17 protein-coding genes and 2 pseudogenes are annotated in these 14,507 nt (G+C 33.8%); 14 read left to right on the forward strand and 5 right to left on the reverse strand.

Annotated features, from left to right (window positions below):
• The first annotated feature begins 409 nt into the window (after positions 1-409).
• Positions 410-2,110: a gamma-glutamyltransferase gene (gene ggt, locus A9G41_RS10735; RefSeq protein WP_075539661.1), complete on the forward strand. Its 1,701-nt coding sequence runs from the start codon at positions 410-412 to the stop codon at positions 2,108-2,110.
• 120 nt (positions 2,111-2,230) lie between these two features.
• Here ggt and rplI read toward each other — a convergent pair whose 3' ends face one another.
• Genes rplI through rpsF form a run of 4 tightly spaced genes read right to left on the reverse strand, consistent with a single transcriptional unit; the run spans position 2,231 to position 3,613 of the window.
• Positions 2,231-2,683: a 50S ribosomal protein L9 gene (gene rplI / locus A9G41_RS10740; RefSeq protein WP_065581381.1), complete on the reverse strand. Its 453-nt coding sequence runs from the start codon at positions 2,681-2,683 to the stop codon at positions 2,231-2,233.
• Between the two features lie 22 nt (positions 2,684-2,705).
• Entirely contained in the window at positions 2,706-2,933 is a 228-nt protein-coding gene (gene rpsR, locus A9G41_RS10745; RefSeq protein WP_025314965.1) for a 30S ribosomal protein S18, read from the reverse strand.
• Positions 2,934-2,937: 4 nt separating this feature from the next.
• Positions 2,938-3,246, reverse strand: coding sequence for a primosomal replication protein N (gene priB / locus A9G41_RS10750; RefSeq protein WP_065566922.1), 309 nt, complete (start codon positions 3,244-3,246; stop codon positions 2,938-2,940).
• Positions 3,230-3,613 carry a 30S ribosomal protein S6 gene (gene rpsF / locus A9G41_RS10755; protein ID WP_065566923.1) on the reverse strand — a complete coding sequence of 128 codons (384 nt, stop codon included), beginning with the start codon at positions 3,611-3,613 and terminating at the stop codon, positions 3,230-3,232. The genes priB and rpsF overlap by 17 nt, the downstream gene beginning before the upstream one ends.
• Before the next feature lie 403 nt (positions 3,614-4,016).
• Here rpsF and A9G41_RS10760 point away from each other — a divergent pair, with 403 nt between their 5' ends.
• The 11 genes and pseudogenes from A9G41_RS10760 (at position 4,017) to A9G41_RS10810 (ending at position 12,363) form a co-directional block, all read left to right on the forward strand.
• A complete protein-coding gene (locus tag A9G41_RS10760) occupies positions 4,017-4,364 on the forward strand; it encodes an HIT domain-containing protein (protein ID WP_065566941.1) in 348 nt (115 codons plus the stop codon).
• 7 nt (positions 4,365-4,371) lie between these two features.
• Positions 4,372-5,007, forward strand: coding sequence for a hypothetical protein (locus A9G41_RS10765; protein ID WP_065581380.1), 636 nt, complete (start codon positions 4,372-4,374; stop codon positions 5,005-5,007).
• Complete coding sequence (nagZ, locus tag A9G41_RS10770) at positions 5,007-6,050, forward strand: beta-N-acetylhexosaminidase (RefSeq protein ID WP_065581379.1); 1,044 nt, start codon at positions 5,007-5,009, stop codon at positions 6,048-6,050. Before A9G41_RS10765 ends, nagZ begins: the two co-directional genes overlap by 1 nt.
• Positions 6,031-7,269, forward strand: coding sequence for a sigma 54-interacting transcriptional regulator (locus A9G41_RS10775; RefSeq protein ID WP_065581378.1), 1,239 nt, complete (start codon positions 6,031-6,033; stop codon positions 7,267-7,269). The genes nagZ and A9G41_RS10775 overlap by 20 nt, the downstream gene beginning before the upstream one ends.
• Before the next feature lie 2 nt (positions 7,270-7,271).
• Positions 7,272-8,275: pseudogene (gene rfbB, locus A9G41_RS10780) on the forward strand (dTDP-glucose 4,6-dehydratase).
• On the forward strand, positions 8,262-9,248 hold the full coding sequence (locus A9G41_RS10785) for a WavE lipopolysaccharide synthesis family protein (protein WP_065581377.1): 987 nt from the start codon (positions 8,262-8,264) through the stop codon (positions 9,246-9,248). The pseudogene rfbB and the gene A9G41_RS10785 overlap by 14 nt, the downstream one beginning before the upstream one ends.
• 62 nt (positions 9,249-9,310) lie before the next feature.
• Positions 9,311-10,060 (forward strand): glycosyltransferase family 2 protein, encoded by a 750-nt coding sequence (locus A9G41_RS10790; RefSeq protein ID WP_065581376.1) that lies wholly within the window; start codon positions 9,311-9,313, stop codon positions 10,058-10,060.
• Positions 10,057-10,677: a phosphodiesterase gene (locus A9G41_RS10795; protein ID WP_065581375.1), complete on the forward strand. Its 621-nt coding sequence runs from the start codon at positions 10,057-10,059 to the stop codon at positions 10,675-10,677. The genes A9G41_RS10790 and A9G41_RS10795 overlap by 4 nt, the downstream gene beginning before the upstream one ends.
• Positions 10,674-11,315, forward strand: coding sequence for an HAD family hydrolase (locus A9G41_RS10800; protein WP_065581374.1), 642 nt, complete (start codon positions 10,674-10,676; stop codon positions 11,313-11,315). The genes A9G41_RS10795 and A9G41_RS10800 overlap by 4 nt, the downstream gene beginning before the upstream one ends.
• On the forward strand, positions 11,306-12,040 hold the full coding sequence (locus tag A9G41_RS10805; RefSeq protein ID WP_065581373.1) for a glycosyltransferase family 2 protein: 735 nt from the start codon (positions 11,306-11,308) through the stop codon (positions 12,038-12,040). Before A9G41_RS10800 ends, A9G41_RS10805 begins: the two co-directional genes overlap by 10 nt.
• A complete protein-coding gene (locus A9G41_RS10810) occupies positions 12,040-12,363 on the forward strand; it encodes a hypothetical protein (RefSeq protein ID WP_065581372.1) in 324 nt (107 codons plus the stop codon). The genes A9G41_RS10805 and A9G41_RS10810 overlap by 1 nt, the downstream gene beginning before the upstream one ends.
• A gap of 710 nt (positions 12,364-13,073) precedes the next feature.
• Here A9G41_RS10810 and A9G41_RS15105 read toward each other — a convergent pair.
• Positions 13,074-13,358 (reverse strand): annotated as a pseudogene (locus A9G41_RS15105) (transposase); the annotation flags it as partial.
• Positions 13,359-13,604: 246 nt separating this feature from the next.
• On the opposite strand from A9G41_RS15105, the gene A9G41_RS14060 reads away from it, so the two are divergent.
• Complete coding sequence (locus A9G41_RS14060; RefSeq protein WP_081302164.1) at positions 13,605-13,772, forward strand: transposase; 168 nt, start codon at positions 13,605-13,607, stop codon at positions 13,770-13,772.
• A partial coding sequence (locus A9G41_RS10820; RefSeq protein ID WP_075539662.1) for an IS3 family transposase occupies positions 13,772-14,507 on the forward strand: 736 nt, incomplete at its 3' end. The genes A9G41_RS14060 and A9G41_RS10820, both read left to right, overlap by 1 nt.

The raw sequence follows: 14,507 nt of genomic DNA on the forward strand, positions 1-14,507 counted from the left end.
AATTAGTTTATATTAAAGGGTGTATGCCATTTAGTTTGCTACACTCTTTTTTAATTGTTTTGAGCTAATTACACGAAATCCAATTCTAAAAGTGATGAATAAGAAAGTATTTTCTTTTAATCATGTATTGAATCCTCACCATAATTGAAACGGCATAGATTCCTGAATCTTTTTTACAAAAAATAGGCAAATCAAAATTATCTAAGCAGGCTTGATTAGAAATTAATAAGAAAATCATCACAAAGTCAAGTATAGAAATTTCTATATGATCAATATTTACTCAACATTTTTATTTTCTATGCTATATTGATAATTCCCCTTAACCAAATATTGCATAATTTTTCCTATTTTTTTATGCTATTTTGTGTTAAGTGGGGCGAATAAATCATATTTTATTAGGAGGTACAACATGTTCTATCTTAAACGCAGGCTGATAACGTATTGTAGCCTTGTTATTTTTTTAGTGATAAGCCCAGTATTTGCTGTAGACAATTTAAAACAAAAATTTGAGGCTGGAGCCGTTGCCTCCCCAGATTATTATGGCGCACTAGCTGCGCAAGAGATATTAGAAAAAGGAGGAAATGCCGCTGATGCTGCTGTAGCTACAGCATTTACTCTGGCTGTTACCTATCCTGAAGCGGGTAATATTGGTGGTGGCGGTTTTATGACGCTTTGGATGGAAGGCAAGCCTTATTTTATCGATTATAGAGAAATTGCCCCGAATAAGGCTGATCGAGATATGTACCTTGATGATCATAAAAATGTGATCCCGAATTTAAGTCTATATTCCTACAAAGCCTCAGGCGTACCAGGTACGGTTGCTGGTATGTGGGCTGTGCATCAACGTTTTGGTAAATTATCTTGGAAAGACGTTATGGCGCCAGCTATACGATTTGCCAATGAAGGGTTTACCGTAGATAAACTACTAGTTAAACGGTATCATGAAGTAGAATCACTAGCGCCGGCTAATGGCCACTTTAAGCAATACTTTGGTTCTATGCAAGAAGGAAAACTATTTAAGCAGCCCGAGCTTGGCAAGGTATTAATGCGTATTGCCGATCAAGGTAGTGACGGTTTTTATAAAGGTGAAACGGCTAAATTAATTGCAAAACAGATGCAAGAAAATGCGGGTTTAATTACTGAAAATGATTTAGCTAATTACCAAGCTAAATGGCGAGAGCCGTTAGTTGCTAAGTGGCAAGATATGCAAATTGTAACTGCACCGCCACCAAGTTCAGGCGGTGTAGGTTTAATTCAACTATTATTAATGAAGCAAAATTTAGCGAATGATTTTAAGAATGTTAAAGTCAATTCACCTCAATATATTCACTTATTAGCAGAAATAGAAAAACGTGTGTTTGCTGATCGAGCCGAATATATGGGCGATCCTGATTTTATCTCGGTCCCTGTTGCTAAACTGATTGACGCTAATTATTTGGCAGAAAGATCAAAACAAGTTAACCCAAAAGCGATTTCTTTTACCGAACAAGTTAAACCTGGTTTGAACAACAACCATGAAAAATTACAGACAACGCATTTTTCTATTGTAGATAAATGGGGTAATGCAGCATCTAATACTTACACTCTCAATGGTTGGTTTGGATCTGCGGTTGTGATTGAGGGTACAGGTATTATACTCAATAATGAGATGGATGATTTTAGTAGTAAGCCAGGTGTTGCTAATCAGTTTGGTGTAGTGAGCAAAGATGCTAATGCCATAGAGCCTAATAAGCGTCCTTTATCTTCTATGACACCAAGTATTTTTATTAAAAATAATGATGTTGCAATGGTTATTGGTACGCCAGGTGGTTCAAGAATTTTTACATCCATCTTTCAAGTTGTAACTAATGTTTTTGATAATCATATGTCATTAAAAGCAGCAATGGATGCGCCTCGTTATCATCATCAATTATTACCAACTAATCTTATTTTTATTGAACGCTTTCAAAACAAAGTACCAGAGGATTTAAAAGATAAACTCAAGCAAATGGGCTACCATTTTGAGCAGCAAGATTTTAGTGGTGATATTCAGGCGATAAAAATCACAGATAAAAAACCTGAAGCAGTATCAGATATCCGTGGTCGAGGTAAATCAATGGTTGTAAGATAAAAATATTTTTCATGTTGATGTATATAATAAATATTTAATTTTATTTTTATCATTGCCACTGAAAAATAGATAATAAAAAACCCATTTAGATTAAATGGGTTTTTTATTTAAGTTGAGTTATTATTGTTCAGAAATAACTTCAACAGTCAGTTTAGCAAAAGCTTCACTATGTACTTGGAAAAATACTTCGTATTCACCTATTGTACGTAATACACCATTTGGTAAGCGAACTTCGCTTTTCGATACTTGAATACCACGAGCTTTAACTGCATCAGCGATATCACGAGTACCAATTGAACCAAAGAGTTTACCTTCATCACCAGCTTTAGAAGCGATAGTTACTTTACCTAGAGCATTAATTTCAGCAACGCGCGCTTCAGCGGCTTTTAATGTTTCAGCAAGTTTTGCTTCTAATTCAGCACGACGAGCTTCAAAGAATTCAATATTCTTTTTAGTCGCTGCTACTGCTTTACCTTGTGGAATCAAATAGTTACGAGCATAACCCGCTTTTACATTAACTTGATCACCTAAGCTGCCTAAATTAGCAACTTTATCGAGTAGAATAATTTGCATTATATGTTCCCTCTGTTGCTAATTACTGATGGTTGTCAGTATATGGTAATAATGCCAAGTAACGAGCGCGTTTGATTGCGCGAGCTAATTGACGTTGATATTTTGCGCTAGTACCAGTGATACGGCTTGGTACAATTTTACCACTTTCTGTGATATAGCTTTTTAATAAAGAAACATCTTTATAATCAATTTCTTTAACGCCTTCTGCAGTAAAACGGCAGAATTTGCGACGACGGAAATAACGTGCCATTTGGCTATTCTCCTAATAGTTTAATCTGGTCAGCATGTAATACAAGTTGGCTTGTTTGGTTACGTTTAGTGTGGGTACTTATAAATCCACTGACTAAAATTTTGCTGCCTTTTTTTATGTAACTTAACTCTTGTTGTCCACTAGCAATTACGGGCATTATGCACCATGCTTGCCTTGTGAGTTCTGCTTCGATTTGTTTAGAAACATGTTCTAAATAAAATTGGCAGTGCGAAATCCCACTTGGACTGACTTTTCTTATCGGTGTTTTTTTTACAATACCCGATAACACTAAACGATTATTCGTCGGAATCATCGTCCATGTTTACTTCGTTAAAATCTTCTTCAGAACTACGACGTTCTTCTTTAGCTTTTAACATAGGTGAAGTTTCAGTTACAGCGTGTTTGGTGCGCATAATTAAACTGCGAATCACTGCATCATTGAAGCGGAAGTTATCTTCAAGTTCATTAACAGCTTCTTGAGTTGCTTCAACATTCATTAACACATAATGTGCTTTGTGCAGTTTTTCGATAGGATAGGCTAATTGACGACGACCCCAATCTTCTAAACGATGGATTTTACCACCATCAGTGGTTAATGTACCAGTATAACGTTCAATCATACCAGGTACTTGTTCACTCTGATCTGGGTGAACCATAAATACTATTTCGTAATGACGCATTATCGCTCCCTACGGATTAATCAGCTTTCTGTCGGGGGCAACCGCAACCCATTGAAAGCAAGGAACATGAAAATAGGCGGTTGAAATCGACGTGGCATTATATATCAACTTATTATATTTGACAAATGAATATGCCAAGTGGTTTTAATACTTATTTTGATCGTTATAAGCAAGCCCTTCTGCATTTGAGTATTTCAAATTATAGGAGATATTAAAATATAACTCACAATAAAAACTTAAATAAAATCAATAGTTTTTCTGAACGGTTTTTAGGGTGTAAAATGCATTTTAAAATGTAACGATTTCTATACATTTTTATTGTTAAAATATGTTATGCTTGAGTATGTAAAATGTTAATTGTAGGTATATGCATAGTAAGGAGAATTTGATGGCTCAAGAAATTATTTTGAAGGAAACTATTTTTAGTAAAATTATTCGAAAAGAAATCCCTGCTGATATTGTTTTTCAAGATGATAAAGTGACGGCATTTCGTGATATTTCTCCTCAAGCACCGAAGCATATTTTAATTATTCCCAACAAACTTATTCCAACTATTAATGATGTTACTGAACAAGATGAAGTGATATTAGGGCATATGGTGACAGTTGCTGCTAAAATTGCAAAGCAAGAAGGTATTGATGAAAGCGGATATCGCTTAATCATGAATTGCAACAAAGATGCAGGGCAAGAGGTCTTTCATATTCATATGCATTTATTGGGCGGTAAAAATTTAGGGCGATTAATAGGTTAATCATTATATGAAACAGTTCAAAGGTATATTTGTTACTAGTGCATTAATTTTTGCGTTAACTGGCTGTCATCTTATTAGCAATACCCCAAAAGTGGAAATGAAACCGCCAGTAGATGAAACGCAGTCTAGCGATACGGCGGTCATTGAAATGCCTCCTCAAATTGTTAAAAAAACGGATTGGCATTTAATCTTATCGCCTTTTATCAATAAGTTGGCTAATACATCACTTGCAAGTTCTGATAATAAGCTTATTTTAATTAGCGATATTCAAAATCGTAGCGGTGATTATCTTGCAAGCAATCAAATTGATGAAGCTTTACACCAATTAATGCATAAACAAAACACGTTCACAGTGGTTAATAAGCAGGTCATAAATCAAGCTAAACAAACGCTGGGTATTTCAGCTGATGATAAGTTAGTTTCTCGCGGTAAGATGATTGGGTTGGCTAAGTCAATAAATGCCAACTATGTTCTTTTCACCACTATCTATAAAGTGCCTGATGAAAGCCATGGAGCAGATCTTGCAATGGAATTAATTTCAACACAAAGTGGAGAAATTCTAGCTAGATCTACCTCTAAAGATTTTTCTAAACAACTCAATATTAACGAGGGATCAAATCAAGTTATTGAGGATAACAAATAATGGGACCATTGCTGATTGATGTTGAAGGTAAATCATTAACCGAAGAAGATAAGGCATTATTACAAAACCCGTTGGTTGGTGGGGTGATTTTATTTAGTCGCAATTATCAGGATCAAACTCAATTAAGAGAATTGATAAAACAGATTCGGGCAGTTTCTACACAGCGTTTATTAATCTCGGTTGATCATGAAGGTGGGCGAGTTCAACGTTTTCGTGATGGTTTTACTGCTATTCCACCTGCGCAATCTTTTGCGGCTCTTAATGAGCTTGAGCAAGCTAAATCGTTAGCTTTTGATGCGGGGTGGGTACTTGCAATGGAACTTATTGCTTTTGATATCGATCTTAGCTATGCGCCCGTTTTAGACTTAGGTCATCATTGTCTTGCTATCGGCACTCGTTCATTTCATCAAGATGCCAATATCGCCTATCAAGTTGCTGCTGCTATGATTGATGGTATGCATGCTGCAGGAATGAAAACAACCGGTAAACATTTTCCTGGACATGGTCATGTGCTTGCTGATTCGCATAAAGAAACACCTATTGATCATCGTGAAAAATCACTCATTGAACACGATATGCAAATTTTTGCCAAATTGATCGCTGATAAAAAACTCGATGCCGTTATGCCTGCTCATGTTATCTATCCTGCTTTTAATGATCAGCCTGCTAGTGGTTCACCCTATTGGCTTAAAACAGTACTGCGTGAGCAATTACATTTTGAGGGGGTGATTTTTTCCGATGATTTATCGATGGAAGGTGCAGCAATAATGGGAGGCTATGCCGAGCGAGCCCAAGCAGCATTAGCGGCAGGCTGTGATCTATTGTTAGCTTGTAATAATCGACAAGGCACTATTGCCATTTTAGAAAGATTAACAGAGCTAAATAAGATTTATCCATTAATATCAGATAAAGCGAAACATCTATTAACTAATACAAAAATCACTTATGCTGAATTAAAAAATAATTCTCAGTGGCAACATCGACGCGATAATTTAAAAAAACTTAGTGAAAAGTGGGAAGAATATGCAAGCTGCAATGATTGAAATTGATAATAACCAACTTCTAGTTGCGTATAATGATACGGCTAAAGTATTATTTCCTCATAACGTTTTAGTATTAAATCAACCTTTTGATTACCAAAAAACATTTAATTTTGATAATACAATAAATATAAATGAACAAGATGATACAATCATCGTTTTAAATTCTCAGCACTTTTTATTGCAAAAAATGGTTGATCCATCTAAAACAGTCTTTGTTGTGCAACCAATTGCTTACTTAAAAAAACGATTGTCGAAAATCAAAGTCGTCGGGCACCATGCTTTCGATATCTTTGCTACTCAAAGTTTAGTTATGCAAAAACTTATTGCACAGGCTAAAGCTTTTTCTATGCAAAGTGAACCTTTATTAATATCAGGCGAAACAGGTACTGGTAAAGACTTACTAGCTAATGCTTGTCACCAATATAGCCCTCGTGGCGATCAAACCTTTCTAGCATTAAATTGTGCAGCTATGCCTGATGAGGTAGTGGAAAGTGAATTATACGGGCACGCAGCAGGCGCTTACCCAGGGGCGATTGAAAGTAAAAAAGGTTTTTTTGAGCAAGCTAATGGTGGTTCAGTATTGCTTGATGGCATTGATGAAATGTCTTTTCAAATGCAAACCAAATTATTACGTTTTATTAATGATGGTTATTTTCGGCGAGTAGGTGACGATAATGAAGTCTATGTCGATGTAAGAATTATTTGTGCAACAAAAGTCGATTTAGCTGATTTAGTCGAACAAGGTAAATTTAGAAAAGATCTCTACTACCGACTTAATGTACTGTCGCTCAATTTACCCTCATTGCAAGAACGTAAAGATGATATTTTGCCACTTACGCATATCTTTGTTAATGAATTTGCCAATAAACAAGGGATCATACCACCTGCGATCGATAATGACCTTATTGACTACTTTGTTCACTATTCATGGCCAGGCAATGTAAGACAACTTAAAAATATCTTATACTCTGCATTAGCCCAATTAACTACCCCAATATTAACGGTTAAAAATATCGTATTGCCAACACCTAAATCACAAGTATCATGGGTCAACAATATCGAAAATAAAACTCTGGATGAAATAACCAAGCAGTTTGAAAAAGAAATCTTATTAAAACTTTATGACCAATACCCAAGCTCCCGAAAACTGGCTAAAAGGCTCGGAGTGTCGCATACAGCAATTGCTAATAAGTTGAGGGATTATGGGATAGGGCGGTGATTTTGCTAAATAATGTTAAAAGAATATTAATAACAGGTGGAGCCGGATTTATCGGTTCTGCTGTTATTCGTTATATTATTGAACATACTCAAAGTTATGTAATTAATATTGATAAATTAACTTATGCAGCAAACTTGTGCTCATTAGCAAAGGTTTCAAGCAACAGTCGATATATCTTTAAAAAGATGGATATTTGTAATCGGCAAGGACTTGAACGTGTATTTCGACAATATCAACCTCACGCTATTATTCATTTAGTCGCCGAAACCATGCCGATAGCTCAATAATCAGTCCAATTAATTTTATCGAAAGCAATATTATTGGAACTTTTACTCTTTTGGAGGCTTCGCGAAATTATTGGAGCAATTTATCAGAGAAAGATAAAGGCAATTTCCGATTTATCTACGTTTCAACTGATGAAGTTTATGGAAATTTAGGTAGTACGAAGTTATTATTTGCCGAAGCATCCCCCTATTCCCCAAGCAGCCCTTATTCCGCATCAAAGGCATCAAGTGATCATTTAGTTAAAGCATGGCTTCGTACATATGGATTTCCTGCAATTATAACCCACAGTAGCAACAATTATGGCCCTTTTCAACATATTGAAAAATTGATTCCATCTGTAATTATAAATGCTCTAGCTGGTAAACCTATACTCATTTATGGCAATGGTTTACAAATACGTGATTGGATATATGTAGAAGATAACGCTAAAGCTTTATATGCAGTACTAATAAATGGTAAAATTGGCGAGGTTTATAATATTGGTGCTAATAATGAACATACCAATTTAGATATAGTGCAAATTATTTGTTCAATGATGGATTACCTTGTTCCCAAACACCCAATTGGAATCAAACGATACCAAGATTTAATTCAATTTATATCCGATAGACTTGGTCATGATTATCGATATGCTATCGATTCATCGAGAATACAAAAACAGTTAGGCTGGAAGCCACAAGAAACATTTGAAAGTGGATTGCGAAAAAATGATAAAAAATGAGGATATCTCAGTAGTTGTACAAGGACCTGTGGTACCTATTTTGACAAAACTTAGCTTGCTAAGTATTAGAAAGTACCTTCCTGAATCTAAAATTATATTATCTACTTGGAATTTTTCTAATTTGGAAGGATTAGATTTTGATGAATTAGTTCTTAATGAAGATCCAGGCGGATTTGCTCACACTTACTGTGATGGAATAAAAATCAATAATGTTAATCGACTCATTATTTCAAGTTTAAATGGAATTAGAGAGGTAAAAAGTCGGTATGTGTTTAAGATTCGTAGTGATTTTTTGTTAAAAGGAAATTCCTTTCTAAAGTTTTTCAATTTGTACAATCTTGTTGAGCAAAAGTATGTTTTATTTGAGCATAAAGTTTTGGCTTGTAGTTATTTTTCACGCAATCCCAACAAGGTTAATTTGCCCTATCATCCTTCAGATATTGCCTTTTTTGGTCTGAAAAATGATTTATTAAGACTATTTGATATCAAATTAATGAGCGAATCTGATGAATTCTATTTTCAAGAAAATGGCAAATCGGATAGAAGATATGCTCCCGAACAGTATATATTCATTAGTTTTTTACAACAAAATAATCGAAAAGTATTGTGTAATAATAAAGTAGCTGTTAACAAAGACCAAATAACGCAAACAGAACGTTACTTTGTTTCTAATTTTATTTTTTTAGATTGGAAAAATTTTAATTTAAAGCCTCCTAAAAAATTTTATAATTATCGTAAATTAGATCATTTTTCATGTATAACTCATGTTGAGTGGAAGAGATTGTATTACAAGTATGTAACTTTAACCTCTACTAAATTTGCTGGATTTAATTGTGAAAGATTAAAATTGAATTTCATTTTGCTGAATTATCAATTAGTAAAAACGATTGCAAAGTTAGTAACCTTGTTTATTTTAGGTAAAAAAAATAAAGAATTGCGAAAAAAAATTAGAAAAAAAATAATAAGGAATTAATTTTTTCTGTTAAAATGCGAAAATTTAATCATTTATTTTAATTTATTGGGAATAATAATTATATGCTTAACATCGTATTGCCTATGGCTGGTAGGGGAAGTAGATTTGCAAATGCAGGGTTTTCTATACCCAAACCATTTATTCCAATTCATGATGTTCCCATGATAAAGGTTGTTGTAGATAACCTATCACCGAAATGTGAACATCGTTTTATTTTTGTCTGCCAACAACAACATATAGATCAGTATAATTTAATACCTAAATTGAAATCGTATTCAAAAAATGTGGAAATTATTGGTATTAATGGAATAACTGAAGGTCAAGTTTGTACAGCACTTCTTGCTAAAAAATACTTCGATAATAATGAACCTTTAATGAGTGCCAATGCTGATCAATATATTGATTTTGATATAAATGAATATTTAGATGCAATTTCTGACAAAAATCTAGATGGTATGATTATGACGATGAAATCTAATGATCCTAAGTGGTCATATGCCAAAACAAATAATGAGGGTTTTGTGATTGAAACAGCTGAAAAAAAAGTAATCTCAAATGATGCTACAGTTGGAATATTCAATTTTTCTAAAGGTAAATATCTTGTTAAAGCTGCTGAACAAATGATAAAGGATAATATTCGAGTTAATAACGAATTTTATACTTGCCCTTGTTATAACTATCTAATAAGAGAAGGGAAGAAAATCGGTATATATGGTATAGGTGAAGAATATAATGGTATGTATGGATTAGGTATTCCCAAAGATTTGGATTTTTTTCTTAATAATCCTATTTCTTTGAGGGTAAAAAAATGATAGTTCTTTCTCATCGAGGATATTGGAAAGCAATTGAAGAAAAAAATACTGAGATTTCATTCAAGAGAAGCTTTGATCTTGGTTTTGGTACAGAAACTGATTTAAGAGATCATGATGGTGAAATAGTTATTTCACATGATATGCCTGTAGGTGATGAAATGAGATTTGAGCAGCTTTTATCCATTATGGATGGAAGAAATTTACCATTGGCTCTAAATATTAAAGCTGATGGATTATCTAAAATTATCAAAGAAATACTCAAAAAATACAACCATACTAATTATTTTACTTTTGATATGTCAATACCAGATATGGTTTGTCAAATTAATAACAAACTCAATGTCTTTACTGGACTAAGTGATATTTTGAATCAACCAGTTTTAATTGATGATTGTTGTGGTGTTTGGTTGGATTGCTTTAATTCAGATTGGTATGATCACACGCAAATTGATAATCTTATTAAACAAGGAAAAAAGGTTTGTTTAGTTTCGGCTGATTTACATAGAAGGGATGTATCAAAACAATGGGATATGATTCGTAAAAGTAAGTACGTAACTAATGAAAATTTAATGCTTTGTACTGATTTTCCTGAAGTAGCAAGAGGATATTTTAAATGAAAATTAAAGCTGTATTATTTGATATGGATGGAGTATTAATAGAAGCTAAAGATTGGCATTATGAAGCTCTTAACCGCGCTTTAAATTTATTTGGATATGAAATAAATCGTTTTGAGCACCTAACTAGTTATGACGGATTGCCGACTTCAATGAAGCTAAAGAAATTAACTTTAGAAAAAGGATTACCTGCGCAGTTACATAATTTTATTAATGAAATGAAACAACAGTACACTGTATCAATGATTCAAAATCTATGTAGACCTCGCTTTAATCATGAATATGCGTTATCGAAGTTAAAATCAGAGGGTTATCGACTTGCAGTAGGCTCTAATTCAATTCGAATGACGATTGAAATGATGATGAATTATGCTAAATTAACAGATTATTTCGACTTTATGCTAAGTAACCAAGATGTAAAAAATGCTAAACCGGATCCTGAAATATACCTAACTGCCATATCAAGAATGGAGCTTTGTCCTCAAGATTGCTTGATAGTTGAAGATAACGCAAATGGTATCAAAGCTGCAATTGCTTCTGGGGCTCATGTATTAGTAGTTAAAACAGTTGATGATGTTAACTATAAAAATATAAAAAAGCGTATTTTAGAAATAGAGAAAGGAGATATTAAATGCAAATAATCTTCTTGATGGGGGGGCAAAATTTTGAAAAAAATAGTGAAGATTACCCTCTTTATCTTACAGAAATTAATGAAAAATTGGTAATTGAGAGACAGATTGAATATTGTAAAGGATTAAATCCAAGAAAATTTTTGTTTTGTGTTAAAAATGATGATATTAAAAATTTTCAGGTCGATTCAGTTATAAAACAATTGGTTCCTGATAGTGAAATTGTTATTATAAATGACCAAACAAAGGGGGCAGTATGTACGGCTTTGCTTGGTATAGAGTATATTAATAACGATGAAGAATTAATACTTTTAGCTGTAGATGATTTTATTGAAGTCTCAAGCGAGAGAATTTTACAATATTTTCGTGATAATAAAAGTGATACAGGTGTAGTTTCTTTTAATTCTGTTCATCCAAGATATTCTTTTGCAAAATTAGACAAAAATAATTTAGTGATTGAAGTCTCAGAAAAAAAACCTATTAGTAAAAATGCGTTAGCTTCCTTTTATTATTACAAAAAGGGGGCCGATTTTGTAGAGTGTGCTATGGATGTTATTCGAAAAGATAACTTGATCAATGGTTCTTTTTATCTGAGTCAGTCTGTTAATGAGATGATTTTGAGACAAAAAAAAGTCTCTCTTTATAAAATTAATAATGAAAAGTTTCATCCTCTTAAAACGGAGATGCAATTAGCTCAATATTTAGCAGAATTATTGGATGTAAAGGACAGTAAGTAATGAAAATTGCAAAATTAGATGATATGACAAAAGGTTGGTTTATCGGAAACTTTGAGCCTTCTATTTATAAAACTAATGATGTTGAAGTTGCTGTAAAAAAATATAATAAAGGCGATTATGAAGAAGAGCATTATCATAAAATAGCTACCGAATATACTGTAATTCTTTCTGGAAAGGTGAGAATGAATGGTATAGAGTATAGTTCGGGTGATATAATTGTAATTGAGCCACGTGAAGCAACGGATTTCGAATGCCTAGAAGATGGTACTATAAATGTGGTTGTAAAGCTACCAGGGGCTAATAATGATAAGTATTTAAAGTAATTTAATTTGTCAATTTATGTTTAATGGGAATTCTTTAGTGTTTTCAAGGGAAAGTAAAAAGAGAAACTTATCAGTCCTACTTATTTTCCAGATTTTGAAAACCAAGCTAGTTTGTGGTTTATTTTTCCAAATTTAAATGAGTCAAATAAATTCGGTGATTATGGATATAAATTGATTTTATCTGAGGAAAATTTTATAGTTGAAAATAGCGGTATAATCTAGATTACACCATGAAGTGCAATTAGCCTTAACTCCTAAAAAGAGACAGGGCTTTTAAGCTTATGCTGTTTTCTTGGCAGTGAGTTCAATAAATATGGTATTTTCCTTATCTGTTGATCGTCAACTAGTAAAATGGACGATGAATTAATAAAACTGACGGATTAAGTCATTGGTGTTTTCATTTATGCCTCTTTGCCTGCTTTTATAAGGCTTAGCAAAATATACCATGGTGTTTGAATAATATTCAATAGCACGATGATAATTAAATTCCGCTTCATTATCAAATGATGATGTTTTTAACCGTTTTTTTAAACGGCGTTAGCCATTTTATTATCATATATCTAGCTTTGGAGATGGTGCGTTGATTGGTGTTTCCGATTAATACTTGCCCAGTTTTGCGTTCAACGAGCCGTCACCAACACTTGCTTGTCTTTGCGGTTAATAATGGTATTGTAAATACCACAAACTTAGTACACAACTTACGTAGAAAATTAAGCTGCCTGTTTTAATGTTTTATATTCGAGCGGTGTCATGTTATTTAATGCCTCATGCGGTCTTTCGGTGTTATAAATCGTTAACCCTTCTTCGGTTATTCTCCTTGCTTGTGCTAAGTTGTTAAAAAGATATAAATCGAGTACTTCAGTACGATAGGTACGATTAAATCGTTCAATATAGCCATTTTGATATGGGCTACCGGGCTCTATATAATCAATGGTTATACCATGTAATTTAGCCCAGTTGGTAAAGGTTTTTCCTGTAAATTCTGGCCCATTATTACCCGTATTTTTAATGGATAGCCATGATATTCGGCCAGTTTATCTAAGTAACGGGTAATCCTTCCTGCCGGTAAGCTTACTGTGTAACTACCCCCTAAAATAGTACAGCCAAAAAGTAGGAAATTCTCTATGATAAAAGTAAAAGAGGATTCAATGATGAAAAAAATGACTGAACATCAAATCGTCGCTATTTTAAAAGAAGCTGAAGCGGGTATTCCTGTCAAGGAGCTCTGTCGTAAATAGGGCATGGGTAATTCAACTTTCTATAAATGGCGTGATAAATACGGTGGTATGGAAATTTCAGACATCAAACGTTTAAAGGAGCTGGAGGCGGAAAACCGTAAACTTAAACAGATGTTTGCTGAGCTCAGTTTAAAATCTCAGCTTCAGGAAGAAATCATAAAAAAGCTTTAGTGCCAACAGGGGCACGTAAAACGTGGGCACAGCAACTACAACAAAATCATTCAGTTACTATTGCTATGAGTTGTGCCATTGTTGGTTTAAGCCGTTGTGCTTACTATTATCAAGCTAAGTTACAGGATGATTCGGTGATTGTTTCGGTGTTGAATGCTATCACAGACCGGCATTTACGCTGGGGCTTTCCTAAATGTTTTAATCGTATCAGAAAGCTCGGCTATCAATGGAATCATAAACGGGTATATCGGGTGTATTGTGAATTAAAGCTTAATCTCAGGGTAAAGCGTAAAAAACGCATTCCTCCACGATGCCCGGAAAGGTTATTAGCCCCCAATAAACAAGGTGAATGTTGGTCAATGGATTTTATGAGTGATAGTCGCTGTAATCAACGTCGCTTTAGGACATTCAATGTTATCGATGACTTTAATCGTAAGGCGTTAGGTATTGATATTGCAGTAAGCTTACTGGCAGGAAGGATTACCCGTTACTTAGATAAACTGGCCGAATATCATGGGTATCCATTAAAAATACGGGTCGATAATGGGCCAGAATTTACAGGAAAAACCTTTACCAACCATGGTATAACCATTGATTATATCCAGCCCAGTAGCCCTTATCAAAATGGCTATATTGAACGATTTAATCGTACCTATCGTACTGAAGTACTCGATTTATATCTTTTTAACAACTTAGCTCAAGCAAGGAGAATAACTGAAGAATGGTTAACAATTT

Source organism: Gilliamella sp. Nev5-1, from assembly GCF_001690895.1.
GTDB classification, from domain to species: domain Bacteria; phylum Pseudomonadota; class Gammaproteobacteria; order Enterobacterales; family Orbaceae; genus Gilliamella; species Gilliamella apicola_C.

Coding starts and splice junctions, on each gene's coding strand:
- ggt (WP_075539661.1), top strand. CDS start 410: ATGTTCTATCTTAAACGCAGGCTGATAACGTATTGTAGCCTTGTTATT.
- rplI (WP_065581381.1), bottom strand. CDS start 2,683: ATGCAAATTATTCTACTCGATAAAGTTGCTAATTTAGGCAGCTTAGGT.
- rpsR (WP_025314965.1), bottom strand. CDS start 2,933: ATGGCACGTTATTTCCGTCGTCGCAAATTCTGCCGTTTTACTGCAGAA.
- priB (WP_065566922.1), bottom strand. CDS start 3,246: ATGATTCCGACGAATAATCGTTTAGTGTTATCGGGTATTGTAAAAAAA.
- rpsF (WP_065566923.1), bottom strand. CDS start 3,613: ATGCGTCATTACGAAATAGTATTTATGGTTCACCCAGATCAGAGTGAA.
- A9G41_RS10765 (WP_065581380.1), top strand. CDS start 4,372: ATGAAACAGTTCAAAGGTATATTTGTTACTAGTGCATTAATTTTTGCG.
- nagZ (WP_065581379.1), top strand. CDS start 5,007: ATGGGACCATTGCTGATTGATGTTGAAGGTAAATCATTAACCGAAGAA.
- A9G41_RS10775 (WP_065581378.1), top strand. CDS start 6,031: ATGCAAGCTGCAATGATTGAAATTGATAATAACCAACTTCTAGTTGCG.
- A9G41_RS10785 (WP_065581377.1), top strand. CDS start 8,262: ATGATAAAAAATGAGGATATCTCAGTAGTTGTACAAGGACCTGTGGTA.
- A9G41_RS10790 (WP_065581376.1), top strand. CDS start 9,311: ATGCTTAACATCGTATTGCCTATGGCTGGTAGGGGAAGTAGATTTGCA.
- A9G41_RS10795 (WP_065581375.1), top strand. CDS start 10,057: ATGATAGTTCTTTCTCATCGAGGATATTGGAAAGCAATTGAAGAAAAA.
- A9G41_RS10800 (WP_065581374.1), top strand. CDS start 10,674: ATGAAAATTAAAGCTGTATTATTTGATATGGATGGAGTATTAATAGAA.
- A9G41_RS10805 (WP_065581373.1), top strand. CDS start 11,306: ATGCAAATAATCTTCTTGATGGGGGGGCAAAATTTTGAAAAAAATAGT.
- A9G41_RS10810 (WP_065581372.1), top strand. CDS start 12,040: ATGAAAATTGCAAAATTAGATGATATGACAAAAGGTTGGTTTATCGGA.
- A9G41_RS14060 (WP_081302164.1), top strand. CDS start 13,605: ATGGGTAATTCAACTTTCTATAAATGGCGTGATAAATACGGTGGTATG.